A 16,203-nucleotide genomic window follows, 5' to 3' on the forward strand; every position below is an offset into this window, starting at 1 on the left:
CCGTGCACCTTGACGACTTCGTCGGCCACCGACAGCGGGCAGTTGCCGCCGCCGTTCGCGCCGCGACCGGCCGCCAGATCGATGATCACCGACCCCGGCTTCATGGCTTTGACGGTGTCTTCGGCAATGAGCGTGGGCGCCGCGCGCCCCGGGATCAGTGCGGTGGAAATGACGATGTCCGCCTGCGTGAGACGCGTGTGCACGAGTTGCGCCTGACGGGCCAGCCACGCGGCAGGCATGGGCCGCGCATAGCCGCCCACGCCCTTGGCGATTTCACGCTCTTCGTCCGTCTCGAAGGGCACGTCGATGAACTTCGCGCCCAGCGATTCGATCTGCTCGCGCACGGCCGGACGCACGTCGGAGGCTTCGATGACCGCCCCCAGGCGCTTGGCCGTCGCAATGGCCTGAAGGCCGGCCACGCCCGCACCGAGCACGACCAGTCGTGCGGCCTTGACCGTACCGGCGGCGGTCATGAGCATCGGCATGAAGCGTTGATAGAGGTTCGCCGCGAGCATCACGGCCTTGTAGCCGGCGATGTTGGCCTGCGAGGAGAGCACGTCCATACTCTGCGCGCGCGTGGTGCGCGGTGCGGCTTCCAGCGCGAAGGCGGTGACACCGGCCGCCGCCATGCGCGCGTTGTTTTCGGCATCGAACGGATTGAGCATGCCGACCACTACGCTGCCACGTGGGATCTGAGCGAGTTCGTCGGCAGACGGGGCGCGTACCTTGAGTACGAGTTCTGCGCCAAGTGCATCGGCAGCGCTGCCGAGCGTGGCGCCCGCAGCTTCGAAGGCGGCGTCGGGTACGCTCGCGGCGTCTCCTGCGCCGCGTCCGATCACGACCTGATGTCCTGACGCGACCAGCTTCTTCACCGTTTCGGGCGTAGCCGCGACACGGGATTCGCCGGCAAGCGTCTCGGCGGGAATGCCGATTCTCATTGCGTATCTCCTTGGGTTTGTGAACTGATCTCATCAGCGGCCAAGGAGCCGCAGCGCATGCGCTGCCGGGGCAGACGCACTACCTGTTTCGCCGCTGATGACATTAGTCCTGCACAAACCACTGCATTCGAACTACTGCAAAAACCGGTGATGCGGTACTGCACCTGCACATCGCACTTCGCTAGTGCTCGAAGCTTACCCGAAGATTACAAACACGCCTATTGCACGCATCGGCATATCAATATGAACGAATCCGTATGAATCCCACGGTCATGACGCTTCAATTCGTCGCGATTCGGCCGACCGGCCGGTCGGTCTTGAAAGTCGCCCTCTCCAGCGCCAAACCTTGCCAGACGGTAAAATGTCGCTTTTATCGGGGCGACTTCGTCCCGAGGTCGTCACCCGCGCCACGCAAGGAAGCGCCATGAATGCACGCTGGAAGCCCAACGTGACGGTTGCAGCGGTCGTCGAACGCGACGGCCGTTTTCTGTTTGTCGAAGAGCAAAAGCGTGCCGGTCTGTTGATCAACCAACCGGCCGGTCACCTGGAGCCGGGCGAATCGATCCTCGACGCGGTGCGCCGCGAGGTGCTCGAAGAGACGGCGCATACGTTCGAACCCCAGCACCTGCTGGGTATCTATCTGGCCCCGGGACCGGACGATATCGCTTACCTGCGTTTCACCTTCACCGGTACGCTGGGCGCGTTCGACGCATCGCGACCGCTCGACGAGGGCATCGTCGGCACGCTCTGGCTTACGCCGGAGCAGGTGCGCACGCAGCGGGCGCGGCATCGCTCACCGATTCTCGAGCGGTGCATGGACGATTACCTGCGCGGGGTACGTTACGACCTCGACATACTTCAGACCCATCCGGCGCTGACCGGCGGGCAAGGCAACACATGAGTCAAAAACGCGTAGTGGTGGGCATGTCGGGCGGCGTGGATTCGTCGGTCACGGCATGGCTGCTCAAACAACAAGGCTACGACGTCGTCGGTCTGTTCATGAAGAACTGGGAAGACGATGACGATAGCGAATACTGTTCGACCCGGCAGGACTGGATCGACGTGGTGTCGGTCGCCGACCTGATCGGCATCGACGTCGAAGCGGTGAATTTCGCCGCGGAATACAAGGACCGCGTTTTCGCGGAGTTCCTGCGCGAGTATTCGGCCGGGCGCACACCCAACCCCGACGTGCTGTGCAACGCCGAGATCAAGTTCAAGGCGTTTCTCGACCATGCCGTGGCGCTGGGGGGCGAGACCATCGCCACCGGCCATTACGCCCGCGTGCGCGAGCGCGAGGGGCGCTTTGAGTTGCTCAAGGCCTTCGATCACACGAAGGACCAGAGCTACTTCCTGCACCGCCTGAACCAGATGCAGCTCTCGCGCACGATGTTCCCGCTCGGCGAAATGCCGAAGACGAAGGTCCGCGAGATTGCCGCGCAAATCGGCTTGCCGAACGCGAAGAAGAAAGACTCGACGGGAATCTGCTTCATCGGGGAGCGTCCGTTCCGGGACTTCCTCAATCGCTACTTGCCGACCAAGCCGGGGCCGATGAAGACGCCGGACGGCACGGTCGTCGGCGAACACGTGGGCCTGGCGTTCTATACGCTGGGTCAACGCAAGGGCATTGGTCTGGGCGGCAGCCGCGACGGCTCGGGCGAGCCGTGGTTCGTCGCGCGCAAGGACATGGCGAACAATACGCTTTACGTGGTGCAGGGACATGACCACCCCTGGTTGCTCTCCAGCACGCTCGACGCCGAAGACCTGTCGTGGGTCGCCGGCGAGCCACCGGCCGAAGGCACCCGCTGCGGTGCGAAGACCCGCTATCGGCAGGCTGACGCGGCATGCGAAGTGGTGCGTGCCGATGACGGCGGACTGACGCTGTCGTTCTCGGACGCTCAGTGGGCCGTTACCCCAGGGCAGTCGGCCGTGCTTTACGACGGCGAGGTCTGTCTGGGCGGTGGCATCATCGCCGCCACAACCCCGGCCGTTGCCGGCGAAGCGAATACGCAACCCGCCGCGTCGGGCGCTGCCTCGAAACACACCATCCTCAATACGCATTGAAGCCGCCGGCGCTTGCCGGGGGTCACCCGGCAGCGTGCCGGCGAGTGTCCCCCCGCAAAAGCCAAGGAGGTTTCATGTTTTCGCGCCGATTTCTGGCTCTCTGGATCGCCGTGGCGTTGCTCGTCGCAACGCTCGTGCTGGTGCTCGTGGACGGATGGAATCCGCTTTGGCCGATACCGTTCGCCGCACTCGTCGCCCTCGGTGTCTGGGATGTCGTGCAGCAGCGTCATGCCGTGCTGCGCAATTACCCGCTTTGGGGACATTTCCGATTCCTGTTCGAGTTCATTCGCCCGGAAATCCGCCAGTATTTCGTCGAGGACGATACGTCCGAGACCCCGTTCTCGCGCGCGCAGCGCAGCATCGTTTATCAGCGGGCGAAGGGCGATGTCGACAGCCGTCCGTTCGGCACGGAGCTCGACGTCAAGGCCACGGGCTACGAATGGATTGCGCATTCGCTTGCGCCCACGGTGCTGAAGGACCACGACTTTCGCATCACGATCGGACCGGATCGCGCACAGCCGTATTCGGCGTCGATCTTCAATATCTCGGCGATGAGTTTCGGCGCATTGTCCGCCAACGCGATTCGCGCACTCAACCGCGGCGCGAAGCTCGGCAACTTCATTCATGACACGGGGGAAGGCTCGATCTCGCCGCACCATCGCGAGCAGGGTGGCGATCTGATATGGGAAGTGGCGTCGGGCTACTTCGGATGCCGCAACGACGACGGTACGTTCAATGCCGAGAAGTTCGCCGCGCAGGCCACCACGCCGCAGGTGAAGATGATCGAGGTGAAACTCTCGCAAGGGGCGAAGCCGGGGCACGGCGGTGTGCTGCCCGCAGCCAAGATCACGCCGGAGATCTCCGCGACGCGCGGTGTGCCGATGGGGCAGGACTGCATTTCGCCGTCACGTCACAGCGAGTTCTCCACCCCGTTGGGGCTGCTGCAATTCGTCGATCGCCTGCGAACCCTCTCGGGCGGCAAGCCCACAGGCTTCAAGTTGTGTATCGGCCATCCGTGGGAGTTTTTCGGCATCGTGAAGGCCATGCTCGAGAGCGGCATCCTGCCCGACTTCATCGTGGTGGACGGCTCGGAGGGTGGCACCGGCGCCGCGCCGCTGGAGTTTACCGACCATGTGGGCGCACCGTTGCAGGAGGGGCTGCTGCTCGTGCACAACACGCTCGTGGGGGCGGGACTGCGCGAGAAAATCCGCATCGGCGCCTCGGGCAAGATCGTGACGGCGTTCGATATTGCGCGCACGCTCGCGATCGGCGCGGACTGGTGCAACTCGGCGCGCGGTTTCATGTTCGCCATTGGCTGCATTCAATCGCAGAAGTGCCACACGGACCGTTGTCCGACCGGGGTTGCGACGCAGGATATGTTGCGTCAACGCGCATTGGTCGTACCGGACAAGGCGCAGCGCGTGCATCAGTTCCATTCGCAGACGCTGCACGCGTTGCAGGAGTTGATTCAGGCGGCGGGGTTGTCGCATCCGTCGGATCTGCGTGCGCATCACATCGTCAAGCGCGTGTCGTCCAACGAAATTCGTCTCATGTCGGAGTCGCTCAAGTATCTGGAACCCGGCGATCTGCTGCGTGGCCAGTTCCGCTACCAGTTGTACGAGAAGTACTGGCCGATGGCGCGTTCCGACAGCTTTTCCCCGGTGGAAGTCGCGCGGTCGTAAGGGGCGCTGTAAGGGGCGCCGCAAGGGTCTCCGTAAGGCCGCCGCTGCATGGCGGCATAGCCACAAGTTCGGCTCTCACGAGCAAGCCCGGTGCGAAGCGGCGCCGGGTTTTTTCGTTTACCGACAGTTTTCTTCCCAAATGCCAAAAGTGCAGGGCATGGTGACCGACATTAAGGTCTCCACCGGATGATGCTCGCGCGCGTACTCGCCTATCGTGTGGCCTTCGACTTTGTCATCCCGCCGACGGATTGTCGTCAGAGGAGGAGCCTATGAGTACGGTGCGATTTCTGATCAGCCGCCACGACGTCAAACTCAATGTGAACGGTCTCGTACACGCGCTGCCTGCGGGCAGCATGACCGCGACCAGTTCGGAGGCGACGATCGACGCCCACGGGCCGGTGGTGTCGCACGATTTTCACGCGTGCGATTTGCAGGCCCTGTATCCGGATGTCGTCGATCTGCTCGATCGTCGTCCGTTGGGCGTCTTTCATCGACAAGCGGCGCGTACGCTGGTGCTCGAACCCACGATGGTGGACGTGGCAATGACGTTGCAGCACGTCGACCGCATGGCGATGCTTCGCTTCTTTTACGTCTACTGTCTTTGCCGCGACCAACGGTACTTCTCGGCGATGCTGCGCCAGACGATTGCGGGCAGCCACTCGCTGTTCGATTTCGTCGAAGCGAATTTTCATCGGCCCTGGCCGGTCGGACGCCTCGCCGAAGAGTTCGGCATGCCGTTGCGCAAGTTTCGCTATCTGTTCCAGCAGACCTACGGCATGCCCGCCAAGCAGTGGTTGCTGGAGCGGCGTCTGAGGCTCGCGCGCGATCTGCTGCTGTCAACGCGACACAAGGTACTCGACATCGCGCTCGAGTGCGGCTTTACCAACCACGCGCATTTCACCGACACGTTCCGCAAGCGCTTCGACTGTGCCCCGACGGAGATACGTCTTGGGGCGCCACCGCAGCGAGGTGGGCGACGTGTCGCCATGCCGCGCGCCGACGCATACGCCGCCATGCGCGCCGATCTGGTCGCCGGTCATGGCGCAATGACCGATGCGGAGGTGGCATGAACGTCGAAGAGATTCATCGCGGCATGGGCGAAGGTGTGCGGCGCATGTCCGACGAAGCGACGCAAGCCGTTCGTACGGAGAGAACGAACGACCCGCGCGGCATGCTCGATGTGCAGTTCAAGTTACAGCAGTTCTCCACGGCGGTGAGCTTGCACAGCGCGACGATCAAGCTCATCAAGGATACGTTGATGGGCATCATTGCCAAGATTGCCTGATGGTCGCGCAAATGCCCGGTGCTGCGGGTCCTGCCGGGTGACACCGCGACCTGTTGCTCGTTTCACGCGTCGCACGCACAGGGCCGCGCGATAGGCGTGAGACACCGGACATCATGAAGAAATCGCTTCAATCATTCGCCGAACACGATACGACACAATGGCTCGACACGTCGGTGCGTCAGCAGATTGTCGAGTTGGCGCTGGCCGGGGCGCAGCACGGCATGGAGACGCAAGCGCGGGTCATTCTGCGCGCACTTCCCGCGCTCGTGGCGCAGCAGGAGGCGCGTCTGTGCCTTCACGCCGCACTGCTCATCGCGCTGGGCGACACATCGGCCGCACGTGACTGCCTGGCAGACCTTGCGACACGCGGGCGAGCCGACGACCCCACCGCGAACGTGCTGCGGCATTGGCTGGACGCGACCGATGCCAGTCAGTCGCGGCGTCGCGTGATCGCATCGCGGGCTTCGCTTTCGTCTCCTCTCTCGCCTCTGTCTTCTCCTTCGCCTTCTCGCTCGCCTTCTCACTCGCCTTCTGACTCGCCTTCTGACTCGCCTCCCCCTTCCTCCGCCGAGCTTGAAACCGAGACGCTCGCCGCGGTTTCCTCATCGATTCCTTCGTTATGACGACCCTTTCCACGCCTCAAGTGACAGCGCACATGCCCGCTGCCACCGCGCCGACACCGGCGTTTCGTTCGCTACCGAATGGCAACCTGGAAGTCGACGGCGCGAGCTTCGCCCAGGCGCTACGCAGTGCGCCCTCGTTGCCGGAACATCATCTGCTCAACGCCGCGGGAAAATTGGCGGCTAACACCGACTACCTCGCTCAGCGCGTGACGCTCGACGACCGAATGCTCGACGACCCGACGCGTCTGCTCGAAGCGCAGCGCGAGATCACCGAGCGCGTGATTGCGCTGGAGTTCGTCGCGAAGGTCTCGGGGGCGATGACGCAAGGCGTGAACAAGCTGGTTCATATGCAATGACGAGGTCAATTCATATGCCAGACACCGTCGCGCCGCGAAGGTCGGCGGCGGCGTGCATGCGCGTGGTGGTCGCGTGCGGATTGTTGCTGGCGCTTGCGGGATGCAAGGTGGAACTGCATCGGGCATTGAGCGAGACGGATGCCAACCAGATGCTCGCGTTGTTGCTGGTCTCCGGACTTCAGGCGGACAAGCGTGCCGACACCACCGGCATCACGGTTCGCATCGAGCGGGGCGACTTCGTTCGTGGCGTGGAAGTCCTTCGCCAACATGGCTTGCCGCGTCAAAAACGCGCGTCCGTCGAAGACGTGTTCCCGCCAGGGCAACTCGTGAGTTCGCCGGTGCAGGAGCAGGCCAAGCTCATCTTTCTCAAGGAGCAACGGCTTGAACGGATGCTGGCGGCGCTTGACGGCGTGATGGTCGCGGAGGTGTCCATTGCGCAGGTGCCCACCGATTCGGCGGGCCGCGCGACATTGCCGCCCGGCGTTGCGGTCTTCGTCAAATACAGCCCGGAGGTCAACATGACGCAACGCATGACCGATATTCGCAGTCTCGTGCACGACAGCGTGCCGGGCGTGTCCCCCGAGCGCATCAGCATCGTGTTGCAGCCCGCGGACTATCGGTTGCCTCGCGCCGCCATCGAGGGTGGGCAAGGCACGCAGGTCGAAGCGACCGGCAGGGCAGGGTGGCGTCCGGTCGTTGGATGGACCATGCTCGCCACGGCGGGCGTCGCGTTGGGGCTGTCGGGCATCGTGGCATGGCGTCGGCGTGGCGTGTGGGTGGGCCGTCTGCGCCGGCGGGTGACGAGGGCGTCGTGACCGATCGCCCGTCGCTTGCGCGTCTGATCTGGCAACCGGGGCGGCACATGGACGACGGCTGGTGGGACGTGTTCGGCATGGCGCCCTGGCGCGCGGTGTACCGCCAGCGCCCGGCATGTCGGGCGAGCGTCGATCGGCTAGTAATCGAGCAACGGGGGTGGCCAGCCCCCGAGCAATATGCGGACTGCCGCCCCGCGGACAGCGAGGCCGCGCGAGTCGCGTTGCATTTGATGCCGAGTCTTCGTCGCGTTGCGGTGGCCTACGGTCTGCGCACCCTGGGCTGCCCGGACTACCTCTTGCTGGGCGTCTACCGCCGCGCGTTGTCAGGTTGGCTCGACGCGTGGCAATGTGATCGTCTGCTGCTCATGCGGCGAGACTGGCCTTCCAAGGCCGCACTGGCACCGGAGGCGATCGGTTCGGCGGCGATGACGCTCACCGGGGCGTGTCTCGACGCCCTGAGGCGGGCGGACGCGCCCGGCTGCCACGGCGACGTGGCGACGGTTCACGCGGCTGTGCGCCAATTGTTGCCGCCGGCAAGTGAGGCAATGACGGCAACGGTTGATGTTCCCGTCGTGGAGGACATATGGCCGCAGCTCGCGGCGTTGGAGAGATTGCTATGTATGTCATCGACTACGCGCTGACGCCAATTGAGACCATCGATGGCCCCGCTCCGGCGGGGCCCGTGATTTCCGGCGAGGCCCTGGCATCGTTGCGTGACCAGGCGAGCTTGCGCACCCGCTGGATGGAAGCGGCTCGCGCTGCGCGCGAGGCTGCCGCGGCCGAGCAGGCGCAGGCGCTGCGCGACATCGAGGCGGCGCGAAGTGCCTGGCAGGACACCGAACTCGCGCGTGCGAGGCAGGCAGCCACGGCAATGGCTGACGCGGCGCGAGAGCAGGCGGTCATGCAGGCGGTGGATTGGCTGGTGGACGAGGCGTCGATGGAGCGTGAAATCGTGCGTTCGCTTGAGCGCCGGGTTGCCGACGCGCTCACCGGTGCCTTGTCGAGTTTCGTCGAGAACCTGAGTGTCGGCGAACGCGTGGCGCACCGCGTCAGCCGCGCATTACCGGGACTGGTGCGTGAAGGTGCGCTCGTATTACGCGTGCCGCCCGCACAGCAGTGCGCGGTGGCCGTTGCGTTACGTCAGGCAGACATCATGCTGCCCTGTGTGGAGGATGCGACCCTTGCCGATCGCCAGGCACGTCTCGAAAGCGAATGGGTTACCGTCTGCCTGGATCTGGATGCCGACCTGGCGGCCGTCATCGATCGCTTGCGGGTGAGTCCGAGCCTGGAGGTCGCGTATGGTTGAGCGTCTGCCGATATCCGGGAATTCGCGTATTCCGGGCACGCAGCAGGACAAGGCGCTGACGCACGTGCCAGCGGATGAATGGCAAGCGCTCGAAGCCGACGGCACGTCGATGCGCGCGACGTTCGCGGACGCACCGGGCCATCTCGCCTTGATCGAAGCCACTATCGCGCAGAACGAGGAGGCGGCGTTCGCAGAGTCGCAGGAGAATCTCAGCTTCGCGCTTGGCGTGCGATTCCGGAGAACGGGCGAGCGAGACATACGGGACGAGAAGCAGCGTGCCCGCGCGCTGTTCGAGCATCAGATGCACCGGTTCGCGCGCGTGAACGGTGCGCAGTTCGAGCGACTGCGCGGCCAACTGCGTGATCTCCCTTTCGTGCCCGATCCACTGCAACTCATCCGAGGGACCCAGATGTCCGCGGGTCATGCGGCCCTTGTCGTCGCCGCATGGTTGGCCGACGGCGGACTTGATGCGCACACGCGGACCCGATTGCGTCGCACGCTCGATGCACTGACCGTCTCGGACACGTGGGGTATCGAGGCCTTCGCGGCGCTTGAATGCGGCGAGAGCCATCCTCCGGACATGGCGCTGATGCAGCAACTCAAGTCGCTTTTCCGTCAGGCGCACGGGCCGCAACGAACGCTCATCCAATGGTTCGACGAGTGCCGACGCTTTACCCAACGACGGGCGAGATTGCGCGCACTGATGCAAGCCCTTGGCCTGGAATTAGGCGCGCAGCAGCCGGATACCGATACGCACCGGCTCTGTGCCGTCGTCGACGATCTGCGTCGGGTCGTGCTGTTTCTCACGCTGGAAGCGGTTTGCGAACAGTCAGCGCTCGCCGTGCGCGAGGCGGGGCAACGGGCGTTCGACACGGACGCCATGATGACGCAGACGCTGGCGCTGCTGGACCAGCCCTGGGTCGACGCGGACTGGCTCGCGCAACGCGCAGCCTATCTCGGCATGGTGCAGGTCGACGTCCGCTACGCGTTCGCCCGGGGACTCACGCGACTCATCAAGTCGGCGCATGATGGGTGCTTTCGCGACGAGACCCAGCGCGAGACGCTGGAAGCGGCGCTGGACGACTGGCGCACGGCGCTTGCGCTTGAAGGCGATGGCATGCCGGGGTGATGGGGTGATGGGGTGGTGGGGTGAAGGGTGAGCGGTGATGGGGTGGCGGGCGCATGATCCATGCGCCGCAGGCACGGTGCGAGTGGGGCGCGGGCGTCAGGCGCGCAGATGTTCGCGGCAGAGTTTGATGCGATCGTAAAAATCGGTGAGGGCTTGCGCGAAGGGTTCCGGTTCGGCGGCAGATTCTTCCCTGACTTGCGCGTGGAGGATCAGACGATTGTCTCGCTCGCGCAATTGCACATGTCCGGTGACGGCCCATTCTGCGGGCTCTATCAAAAATTGCAGTAACCGTTCGCTGTTCGCTCTGTGCAGCCGTGCGGCTTCGTCGGTTGCCACTACCGCGTGAATGCTGCACACCTGATTGTCCAGGGTTTCGACAATGATGCTGGGCGAGGCATTGAACGTCAGCTCGATGGGCGAGTGATTGTCAACGGCGTCGATCTTGCTGGGGTCGCAGCCGATCAGTTTCAGGGCTTCGACGAGAGTTTGTGCTAGATCGTAACTGGGCATGATAAGCGTGGAGAGTGGAAGGAGTCGATGACGCACCCGACGCGGAACGCGGGCCACGCGACCGGGGGACGATGGCAAAGGTTCCCACGATCATTCGACCTGAACTTTGGATGTGTGTACGGCGTTGTGGCTTCCGGGCACGCGCGTGCCGCGGTGCGGACATTCACGCGTCCGGTCGTCTTCGTGCCTGCCACGATGTTCGTGACTTGCATCGTTCGTGTGTTCGTAGCTCGTGTCGCGGCATTCGCGCCTCTTTCCTGTGACGATGTCTTTGGGTGCCTGGCCGTACGATGTGCCGTAGCGCAACGAGATGCTTTCGAGAATCGCTTTGGCGGCCCGCACTGCCTGCCTTTGCGTTTGTGCCCTATCGAATTGGGGCGGAGTGAGGCCGGTTCGCAACACAGCGTCGAGGGTTCGGGCGGCCGCATCAAGTTTCTTGGCGATCTCCCGCGACACGGCGCAGGGGGACGTCGACAGATCGTCCTCAAGCTGGGTCAGATGAATCGTCATGAAACGTCTCCGGTGTGAGTGGCAGGTAAAAGAGACGGTCGTGCCCGCTGATCGATACGCCGTCGGGATGGATGGCAACGATCCGCGTGCCGCCCGGCAATCGAACGCCTTGCGCGAGTCGGGTGCCGTCCGCAAGGGTGATCTGAGGAGCGCCTGGCGACCCGCCGATACTGACCAGCGGGGCGGAGAATCCTGTTTCGGCAAGCGTCGGAATGGGGGGCGCAAGCGGATCGATGCGCAGCGGCATGGCGCTGGCTGTCAGATTCCAGGCGTCTGCGATGCCCCTGAGCGATGCTTGCCTTCCTGCCGGGAGCACACCGGTAAGGCGCCATCCGTTGCGATCGCGCGAAATATCGACGCCGCGCAACTGGCCGGCCTGGCGCAGCATCGCGAGCAAACGCTCGAAGCTGTTCGCCGCGCCGTCGGCAACTCGCCATCCATGCGGTAGCGCCAGGGCATCGAGCGCATCCGAGGCGGCACGCCATTTTGCATCGGCGATCAACGGACCGCCGATGAGCAGCGCACCGTCCTTCGCCACGCTCACCTGCGCGTTTCCGAAGCCATGCAGCCGAAGCAATGTGCTCACCGTTCGTACTGCACTCGCCGGACACCACGTTTCGTCGCTCAGCGCCTTACCCAGCCAACGCGCTTCGGCCCGCAGTCGTGCGCGAGTGGTGTCGTCGAGACATCCCCCGGATAGCCGCACGGCGTCTCCGGTCGTATTGAGCTCGATATCCGGTGCGATGCGGGCGGCCAACGCCGTCAGCGCATCGGGCGCCGCAGGCCCGGCGATGACGTTGGCGGTGCCGGTTCGCCATACGGCGATCCCGGCGATCCCGGCGCCCGCGATCAGCAGTGACAGGCCTGTGGCCGCGAGCCACGCCACACGTGAGCGGCCCGCCTTGCGCTCGTGCGGCGGTGTGGCCGTCGCGAGCGTGTCTGACGGCGTCGGAGACGCCGCCAGCAACATCGGCTGCATCGGCTGCATGGGGGGCACCTTGCGTACGGGGCATTTGGGCAGTGGCATCGGCATCGGCTGGCTGCCGTCGCTGAGCCATAGCCCGAGACCTGCCAGGTCGATTACAGTATGTAGCGGGAGCGATGGAGTGCCTTCCGACGCCAGTGCCGCGCCACTCACCCACACCGGCGTCCCGGTGGCCAAGCGTACGCCTTCGGTATCGACGTGCAGTATTGCGTACGCCCCGTCGTCGAGCGTCATGGCGATGTCGGATTCGGCAGTCCCGATGGTGAGCGAGCCGCAGGGCAGTGGCACAGGGCGACCGGCGAGCGGGCCGTCGAGGAGCGTGAGCGTCAACATTGTCAGGCGCTCGGCGTCGCGGCCGCAGGCTCGGCCTTGATCAGAAACAGGCGCATGACACTGTCATTTCGGTTGCTCGTCGAACTGAACAATCGTCCGATGAGTGGCAGGTCGCCCAGCAGTGGAATCTTGCGCTCGTGTTCGTGTTGCGCGTCCTGCACGAAGCCACCGAGCAGCAGCGATTGTCCGGCCTGAAGCGTGGCGTGGGTGGAAATCGACGAGTTGCGGATCGTCGGGACTTCATTGCGGACGTTGCGGTCGCTGCGCACCTCCCCGCCATCTTCGATATTGAGCGTGAGCATGACTTGTTCGCGAGCGCCGTCCGAGTGGTCGCCGGCGTCGTTCGGCACGAGCCGCGGCGTGACTCGCAGCAACGACCCCGACGTAACGCTCTCCAGTTTCGCCACTTTTTCCCCGGACACTTTGGTGTAGAACGTTACGCTGCGATCGAGCACCGCCTGCATGTTGTCCAGCGTGACGATCGAGGGACGAGACAGCACCCGCGCCTTGGAGTTACGTTCGAGCGCACTCAGATTGAGCATGAACTTGTTGGTATCACCGACTAACGTGGTGAAGGTGCCCGAATCGCTTTCGTTCATCTGGCCCGACTGGCCGTTTAGCGACACGCTGCCGAAGCCGCCGAGCCGTGCGCTGCCCGAGATGTCCACGCCGAGCTCGGCGATGTCGCTCGCGTTCACGTCGATGATGGCGACCGAGATGTCGACCAACCGTGGGCGAACGTCGAGTTGCTCGATGAGATCGCCGTAGACGGGCAGATTGCGACGGCGCTCGCGCACGATCACGGCGTTACGCCTCGGGTCGGCGGAAAAGCGCGGTGTGCCGCCTCGCACGGTGCTGACAGCGGGCAAGTCGGTCGCGACGGGATTCGCTGCGCTGCCAGTCGCGGAGGTCGCCGGGGTTGCCGCGAGCGGGCCAGCACCGAGAATCAGGTCTTTCAATACGCTGACTACGCCCGGCACGATCACTTCCTGGCCGCGATAAAAGTACCTTGTGTCGTCCGCCGTTGCGAATTTCAAAGGAAATATCTTGATGGTCTCTTCGCTTTCCTGCTGATCGCGGGCATCGCGCTCGACGTATTCGGCGAGCATCGCCACCGTATCGAGGCACGCCGGAACACCGGCGATTTCCAGCGCATGGGTCGCCGCAATCGCCCGTGCCACGCAGTGTTTCGGATGGAGCACGCCGGCGTCGCGCAGATGGCTGAGCAGGTCGTCAGGTGAGGCATACCGCAACGGCATGACTCGTCGCGCAGCCTCGCTGGCCTTATAGATGTTGAGCGTCTGGCCGTTGAAGTACCACGAAAGCCGATAACGTTCCGACAATGCGTCGAGTGTTTGCTGAGCGTTTCCCGCAGGCAATGTGCCGATGAAACGATCGTCCACCTGACGACTAACGACGGTTGGAATGCCATGGTGCGCGCCGAAGTCGCGCAATAGTTCGGCCAACGGTGTGCCGGCGCTCTGGAAGACGAACGGCCCACCCTGCCAGGCTGAAATGGCCGACGCCGGTGAATGGTGCTTCGAGGTGGGCATTGCCGCAACGACCTGAGCCGTGGCGAGGCTCAACGCGATCGGCACGAAGAGACGGCGCACGCGTATGCGCCAGCCGCTGGACAGCCGGCGCGCGTGAAAGGGGGCGAATAGCCAGAAAAGCGGCCAGAAAAGCGGCCAGAAAAACGGTGAGAACAGCGGCAAGAAAAGCGGTGAGGACAGCGCACGCCGCGCGGCGTGCATGGCACGCGCGGAACAGGGGAATGGCATCAGCGGGCGCCGCATGATCAGCCGCGCCACAGCGACGGAAATCGACGTGCCCCGCCGACCGCCGCGCTGGCTGTATTGCCTGCGCGATCGGGACTGATACGCGCACCGTGCGAAGCCGGCGATGCCGGATAAGCCGTGGGGGTGTCCGATGTGCACACACCCTGCGACGACAGCATCTCGCACGCGAGCATCTGGCGGCGAAGTTGTGCCTCGACTTGCGCGGTGGGCGTATCGGCGTCGAAACGGTGAATCCACCAGAGCGTGTCGTTGTCAATGCACAGACTGTCGTTGCGAAATTCGGGCTGTCCGGCGAGCACGAGCGTGATGCGCACGAGCCAGCGCGATGGCTTCGCGTCCACAGACCCCGTCGAGGCCGGCGTCGCCGCACGCGACAGAGCGTCGGCGCAATCCACGTCGGCACATAGAGCCGTCGACAGCGGTTGCGTCGATGTGGAAACCCATGCGGGAAGTGCGACCGATGTGGCTACGCAGTAGCCGCCAGCGACCGGGCAGGTCCAGCCATCCCGACCGCCGAGGTCCAGCGCGGCGCGCTTACCGCGAACGTCGCGAGGGGCAATCCAGTCGATAGCGGCAAGCGCGAATGGCAAACGCATAGATTTCTGTCGGAGACGGTGCAATCGCACCAGTGACGAATAACGGACGAGCTTCGGCGCTCACGCAGTCGAAGGAGCGAACACCCGGAGATCGGCACGTCGAGGACGAGGAGCGCGATGGCACGTGATCGCACGTGATGGCACGTGACGGCACGTGAGGCCGCGTGATCGCACTTGGCAGCGTCGTCGCGGCGAGATGCCGCGCGTACCGTACCGGCTCCTTCGGCGGTGCGAACAAGGACCGTCATTATCAAGCGCTGTGTCGCAGGAACCATCCGGCGCAGACCTGATGTCACAGGCGAATCCAGAGTTTTGCGGTTTTTTCCTATGCTCGCGATCAGGTGAAGGCACAAGATTCTCCGGGCTGGCCCGAAGTCGAAAGAGAGTGAACAAAAATCCGTATGAATGCAAATGACCAACTGTCGAGGAGCTGCGAATGACGGGGTGTACGGGTGTCATCGTTGTGGAGGATCACGAGTTGCTGGCCGATGGGCTGTGCCGTTTGATAGAAGACGAACTCGGATGGTGTGTGCTGGCCAGAGTCGAGAATGGACTCGACGTGTATCGCGCCTGCGTGATGCATCGGCCTGCGCTCATCGTGCTCGATTTGGGCTTGCCCGGCATGGACGGCATCGATGTGATCCGGCAATGCGTTCAGCGCTGGCCTGAGTTGCGAATCATCGTGCATTCCGCCAGCGACGATGGAGAGCGGGCACGACATTCGCTTGAGGCCGGGGCCGCTGCGTTCGTACTCAAGAGCAGTTCACGCGGGACGTTGATCAACGCAGCGCGCGTCGTCATGCGCGGCGAGCGCTTCGTCGACCCCGCTGTGTTCGGCATCGTGCACGACCCGAGAGGTGCGCCGGCCAGACTTGACCCGCAGACGGTCGAAGTGCCGGAGCGACTGTTGACGTTGCGCGAGCGGCAGGTACTCAAACTCGTGGCCGAAGGGCAACGCAACCGCGACATTGCGGCGTTGCTGTCGATCAGTGTGAAGACCGTGGAGACGCATCGCCTGAACATGATGCGCAAACTCGATGCGCACAACGTCGCGGACATCGTGAAATGGGCGCATCGACTGCGGATGATGGTGTGAGTTCGGGTTTGACTGGCGTCATCGCGACGCCGCCGAACCGGTGCGAATTTCAGGTCTGCGCCGGATAGCCGCACCTGCCGCCAGCGCGCGACCATCTTCGCTGGTGTTTTCTTCGCGCTATCCGTGCTCTCTGTGCTCTCCGTACTCTACGCGCGCTCGTCATACGAAGTTGTTGCCTG

Annotated in this window: 18 protein-coding genes; 12 read left to right on the forward strand and 6 right to left on the reverse strand. The window is 64.1% G+C overall.

The window, feature by feature from the left end:
* The coding region (locus PCA31118_RS24095; RefSeq protein WP_150627508.1) for an NAD(P) transhydrogenase subunit alpha at window positions 1–938 on the reverse strand (938 nt) is incomplete at its 3' end.
* Window positions 939–1,362: 424 nt separating this feature from the next.
* Here PCA31118_RS24095 and PCA31118_RS24100 point away from each other — a divergent pair.
* The 11 genes from PCA31118_RS24100 to PCA31118_RS24150 all read left to right on the forward strand — a co-directional run bounded on the left by PCA31118_RS24100 (window position 1,363) and on the right by PCA31118_RS24150 (window position 10,195).
* The gene (locus PCA31118_RS24100) at window positions 1,363–1,839 is read left to right on the forward strand and encodes an NUDIX hydrolase (protein WP_150627509.1); all 477 of its coding nucleotides are present in this window, start codon (window positions 1,363–1,365) and stop codon (window positions 1,837–1,839) included.
* Window positions 1,836–2,999, forward strand: coding sequence for a tRNA 2-thiouridine(34) synthase MnmA (gene mnmA, locus PCA31118_RS24105; protein ID WP_150627510.1), 1,164 nt, complete (start codon window positions 1,836–1,838; stop codon window positions 2,997–2,999). The genes PCA31118_RS24100 and mnmA overlap by 4 nt, the downstream gene beginning before the upstream one ends.
* 74 nt (window positions 3,000–3,073) lie before the next feature.
* A complete protein-coding gene (locus tag PCA31118_RS24110; RefSeq protein WP_150627511.1) occupies window positions 3,074–4,681 on the forward strand; it encodes an FMN-binding glutamate synthase family protein in 1,608 nt (535 codons plus the stop codon).
* A 269-nt stretch (window positions 4,682–4,950) separates the two neighbouring features.
* Window positions 4,951–5,751 (forward strand): helix-turn-helix transcriptional regulator, encoded by an 801-nt coding sequence (locus PCA31118_RS24115; protein ID WP_246190417.1) that lies wholly within the window; start codon window positions 4,951–4,953, stop codon window positions 5,749–5,751.
* The gene (gene sctF, locus PCA31118_RS24120; protein ID WP_150627512.1) at window positions 5,748–5,966 is read left to right on the forward strand and encodes a type III secretion system needle filament subunit SctF; all 219 of its coding nucleotides are present in this window, start codon (window positions 5,748–5,750) and stop codon (window positions 5,964–5,966) included. The genes PCA31118_RS24115 and sctF overlap by 4 nt, the downstream gene beginning before the upstream one ends.
* Before the next feature lie 113 nt (window positions 5,967–6,079).
* Window positions 6,080–6,589 carry a DUF1039 domain-containing protein gene (locus PCA31118_RS24125; RefSeq protein WP_150627513.1) on the forward strand — a complete coding sequence of 170 codons (510 nt, stop codon included), beginning with the start codon at window positions 6,080–6,082 and terminating at the stop codon, window positions 6,587–6,589.
* Window positions 6,586–6,945, forward strand: a complete 360-nt coding sequence (gene sctI / locus PCA31118_RS24130; protein WP_150627514.1) for a type III secretion system inner rod subunit SctI — start codon at window positions 6,586–6,588, stop codon at window positions 6,943–6,945. Before PCA31118_RS24125 ends, sctI begins: the two co-directional genes overlap by 4 nt.
* Before the next feature lie 14 nt (window positions 6,946–6,959).
* Window positions 6,960–7,760 carry a type III secretion system inner membrane ring lipoprotein SctJ gene (sctJ, locus tag PCA31118_RS24135; RefSeq protein ID WP_174990589.1) on the forward strand — a complete coding sequence of 267 codons (801 nt, stop codon included), beginning with the start codon at window positions 6,960–6,962 and terminating at the stop codon, window positions 7,758–7,760.
* Window positions 7,757–8,401 carry a type III secretion system domain-containing protein gene (locus PCA31118_RS24140; RefSeq protein ID WP_174990590.1) on the forward strand — a complete coding sequence of 215 codons (645 nt, stop codon included), beginning with the start codon at window positions 7,757–7,759 and terminating at the stop codon, window positions 8,399–8,401. The genes sctJ and PCA31118_RS24140 overlap by 4 nt, the downstream gene beginning before the upstream one ends.
* A complete protein-coding gene (locus tag PCA31118_RS24145; RefSeq protein WP_150627517.1) occupies window positions 8,377–9,066 on the forward strand; it encodes a hypothetical protein in 690 nt (229 codons plus the stop codon). Before PCA31118_RS24140 ends, PCA31118_RS24145 begins: the two co-directional genes overlap by 25 nt.
* Complete coding sequence (locus tag PCA31118_RS24150) at window positions 9,059–10,195, forward strand: TyeA family type III secretion system gatekeeper subunit (protein WP_150627518.1); 1,137 nt, start codon at window positions 9,059–9,061, stop codon at window positions 10,193–10,195. The genes PCA31118_RS24145 and PCA31118_RS24150 overlap by 8 nt, the downstream gene beginning before the upstream one ends.
* 96 nt (window positions 10,196–10,291) lie before the next feature.
* On the opposite strand, the gene PCA31118_RS24155 is transcribed toward PCA31118_RS24150, so the two are convergent.
* The 5 genes from PCA31118_RS24155 to PCA31118_RS24175 all read right to left on the reverse strand — a co-directional run bounded on the left by PCA31118_RS24155 (window position 10,292) and on the right by PCA31118_RS24175 (window position 14,928).
* Window positions 10,292–10,705, reverse strand: a complete 414-nt coding sequence (locus PCA31118_RS24155; protein ID WP_044454284.1) for an InvB/SpaK family type III secretion system chaperone — start codon at window positions 10,703–10,705, stop codon at window positions 10,292–10,294.
* Between the two features lie 90 nt (window positions 10,706–10,795).
* Window positions 10,796–11,215, reverse strand: a complete 420-nt coding sequence (locus PCA31118_RS24160) for an EscE/YscE/SsaE family type III secretion system needle protein co-chaperone (protein WP_150627519.1) — start codon at window positions 11,213–11,215, stop codon at window positions 10,796–10,798.
* The gene (gene sctD / locus PCA31118_RS24165) at window positions 11,190–12,533 is read right to left on the reverse strand and encodes a type III secretion system inner membrane ring subunit SctD (protein WP_150627520.1); all 1,344 of its coding nucleotides are present in this window, start codon (window positions 12,531–12,533) and stop codon (window positions 11,190–11,192) included. Before sctD ends, PCA31118_RS24160 begins: the two co-directional genes overlap by 26 nt.
* 2 nt (window positions 12,534–12,535) lie before the next feature.
* On the reverse strand, window positions 12,536–14,314 hold the full coding sequence (locus PCA31118_RS24170; RefSeq protein ID WP_217431296.1) for an EscC/YscC/HrcC family type III secretion system outer membrane ring protein: 1,779 nt from the start codon (window positions 14,312–14,314) through the stop codon (window positions 12,536–12,538).
* Window positions 14,315–14,331: 17 nt separating this feature from the next.
* The gene (locus tag PCA31118_RS24175; RefSeq protein ID WP_150627521.1) at window positions 14,332–14,928 is read right to left on the reverse strand and encodes a hypothetical protein; all 597 of its coding nucleotides are present in this window, start codon (window positions 14,926–14,928) and stop codon (window positions 14,332–14,334) included.
* A 436-nt stretch (window positions 14,929–15,364) separates the two neighbouring features.
* Between PCA31118_RS24175 and PCA31118_RS24180 the strand changes: the two genes are divergently transcribed.
* Window positions 15,365–16,024: a two component system response regulator gene (locus PCA31118_RS24180; RefSeq protein WP_150627522.1), complete on the forward strand. Its 660-nt coding sequence runs from the start codon at window positions 15,365–15,367 to the stop codon at window positions 16,022–16,024.
* Window positions 16,025–16,203 lie beyond the last annotated feature (179 nt).

It is taken from the genome of Pandoraea captiosa (assembly GCF_902459775.1).
GTDB classification, from domain to species: domain Bacteria; phylum Pseudomonadota; class Gammaproteobacteria; order Burkholderiales; family Burkholderiaceae; genus Pandoraea; species Pandoraea captiosa.

Coding starts and splice junctions, on each gene's coding strand:
- PCA31118_RS24160 (WP_150627519.1), bottom strand. CDS start 11,215: ATGACGATTCATCTGACCCAGCTTGAGGACGATCTGTCGACGTCCCCC.
- PCA31118_RS24180 (WP_150627522.1), top strand. CDS start 15,365: ATGACGGGGTGTACGGGTGTCATCGTTGTGGAGGATCACGAGTTGCTG.
- PCA31118_RS24125 (WP_150627513.1), top strand. CDS start 6,080: ATGAAGAAATCGCTTCAATCATTCGCCGAACACGATACGACACAATGG.
- sctD (WP_150627520.1), bottom strand. CDS start 12,533: ATGTTGACGCTCACGCTCCTCGACGGCCCGCTCGCCGGTCGCCCTGTG.
- sctI (WP_150627514.1), top strand. CDS start 6,586: ATGACGACCCTTTCCACGCCTCAAGTGACAGCGCACATGCCCGCTGCC.
- PCA31118_RS24145 (WP_150627517.1), top strand. CDS start 8,377: ATGTATGTCATCGACTACGCGCTGACGCCAATTGAGACCATCGATGGC.
- PCA31118_RS24110 (WP_150627511.1), top strand. CDS start 3,074: ATGTTTTCGCGCCGATTTCTGGCTCTCTGGATCGCCGTGGCGTTGCTC.
- mnmA (WP_150627510.1), top strand. CDS start 1,836: ATGAGTCAAAAACGCGTAGTGGTGGGCATGTCGGGCGGCGTGGATTCG.
- sctF (WP_150627512.1), top strand. CDS start 5,748: ATGAACGTCGAAGAGATTCATCGCGGCATGGGCGAAGGTGTGCGGCGC.
- sctJ (WP_174990589.1), top strand. CDS start 6,960: ATGCCAGACACCGTCGCGCCGCGAAGGTCGGCGGCGGCGTGCATGCGC.
- PCA31118_RS24175 (WP_150627521.1), bottom strand. CDS start 14,928: ATGCGTTTGCCATTCGCGCTTGCCGCTATCGACTGGATTGCCCCTCGC.
- PCA31118_RS24115 (WP_246190417.1), top strand. CDS start 4,951: ATGAGTACGGTGCGATTTCTGATCAGCCGCCACGACGTCAAACTCAAT.
- PCA31118_RS24100 (WP_150627509.1), top strand. CDS start 1,363: ATGAATGCACGCTGGAAGCCCAACGTGACGGTTGCAGCGGTCGTCGAA.
- PCA31118_RS24170 (WP_217431296.1), bottom strand. CDS start 14,314: ATGCCATTCCCCTGTTCCGCGCGTGCCATGCACGCCGCGCGGCGTGCG.
- PCA31118_RS24155 (WP_044454284.1), bottom strand. CDS start 10,705: ATGCCCAGTTACGATCTAGCACAAACTCTCGTCGAAGCCCTGAAACTG.
- PCA31118_RS24150 (WP_150627518.1), top strand. CDS start 9,059: ATGGTTGAGCGTCTGCCGATATCCGGGAATTCGCGTATTCCGGGCACG.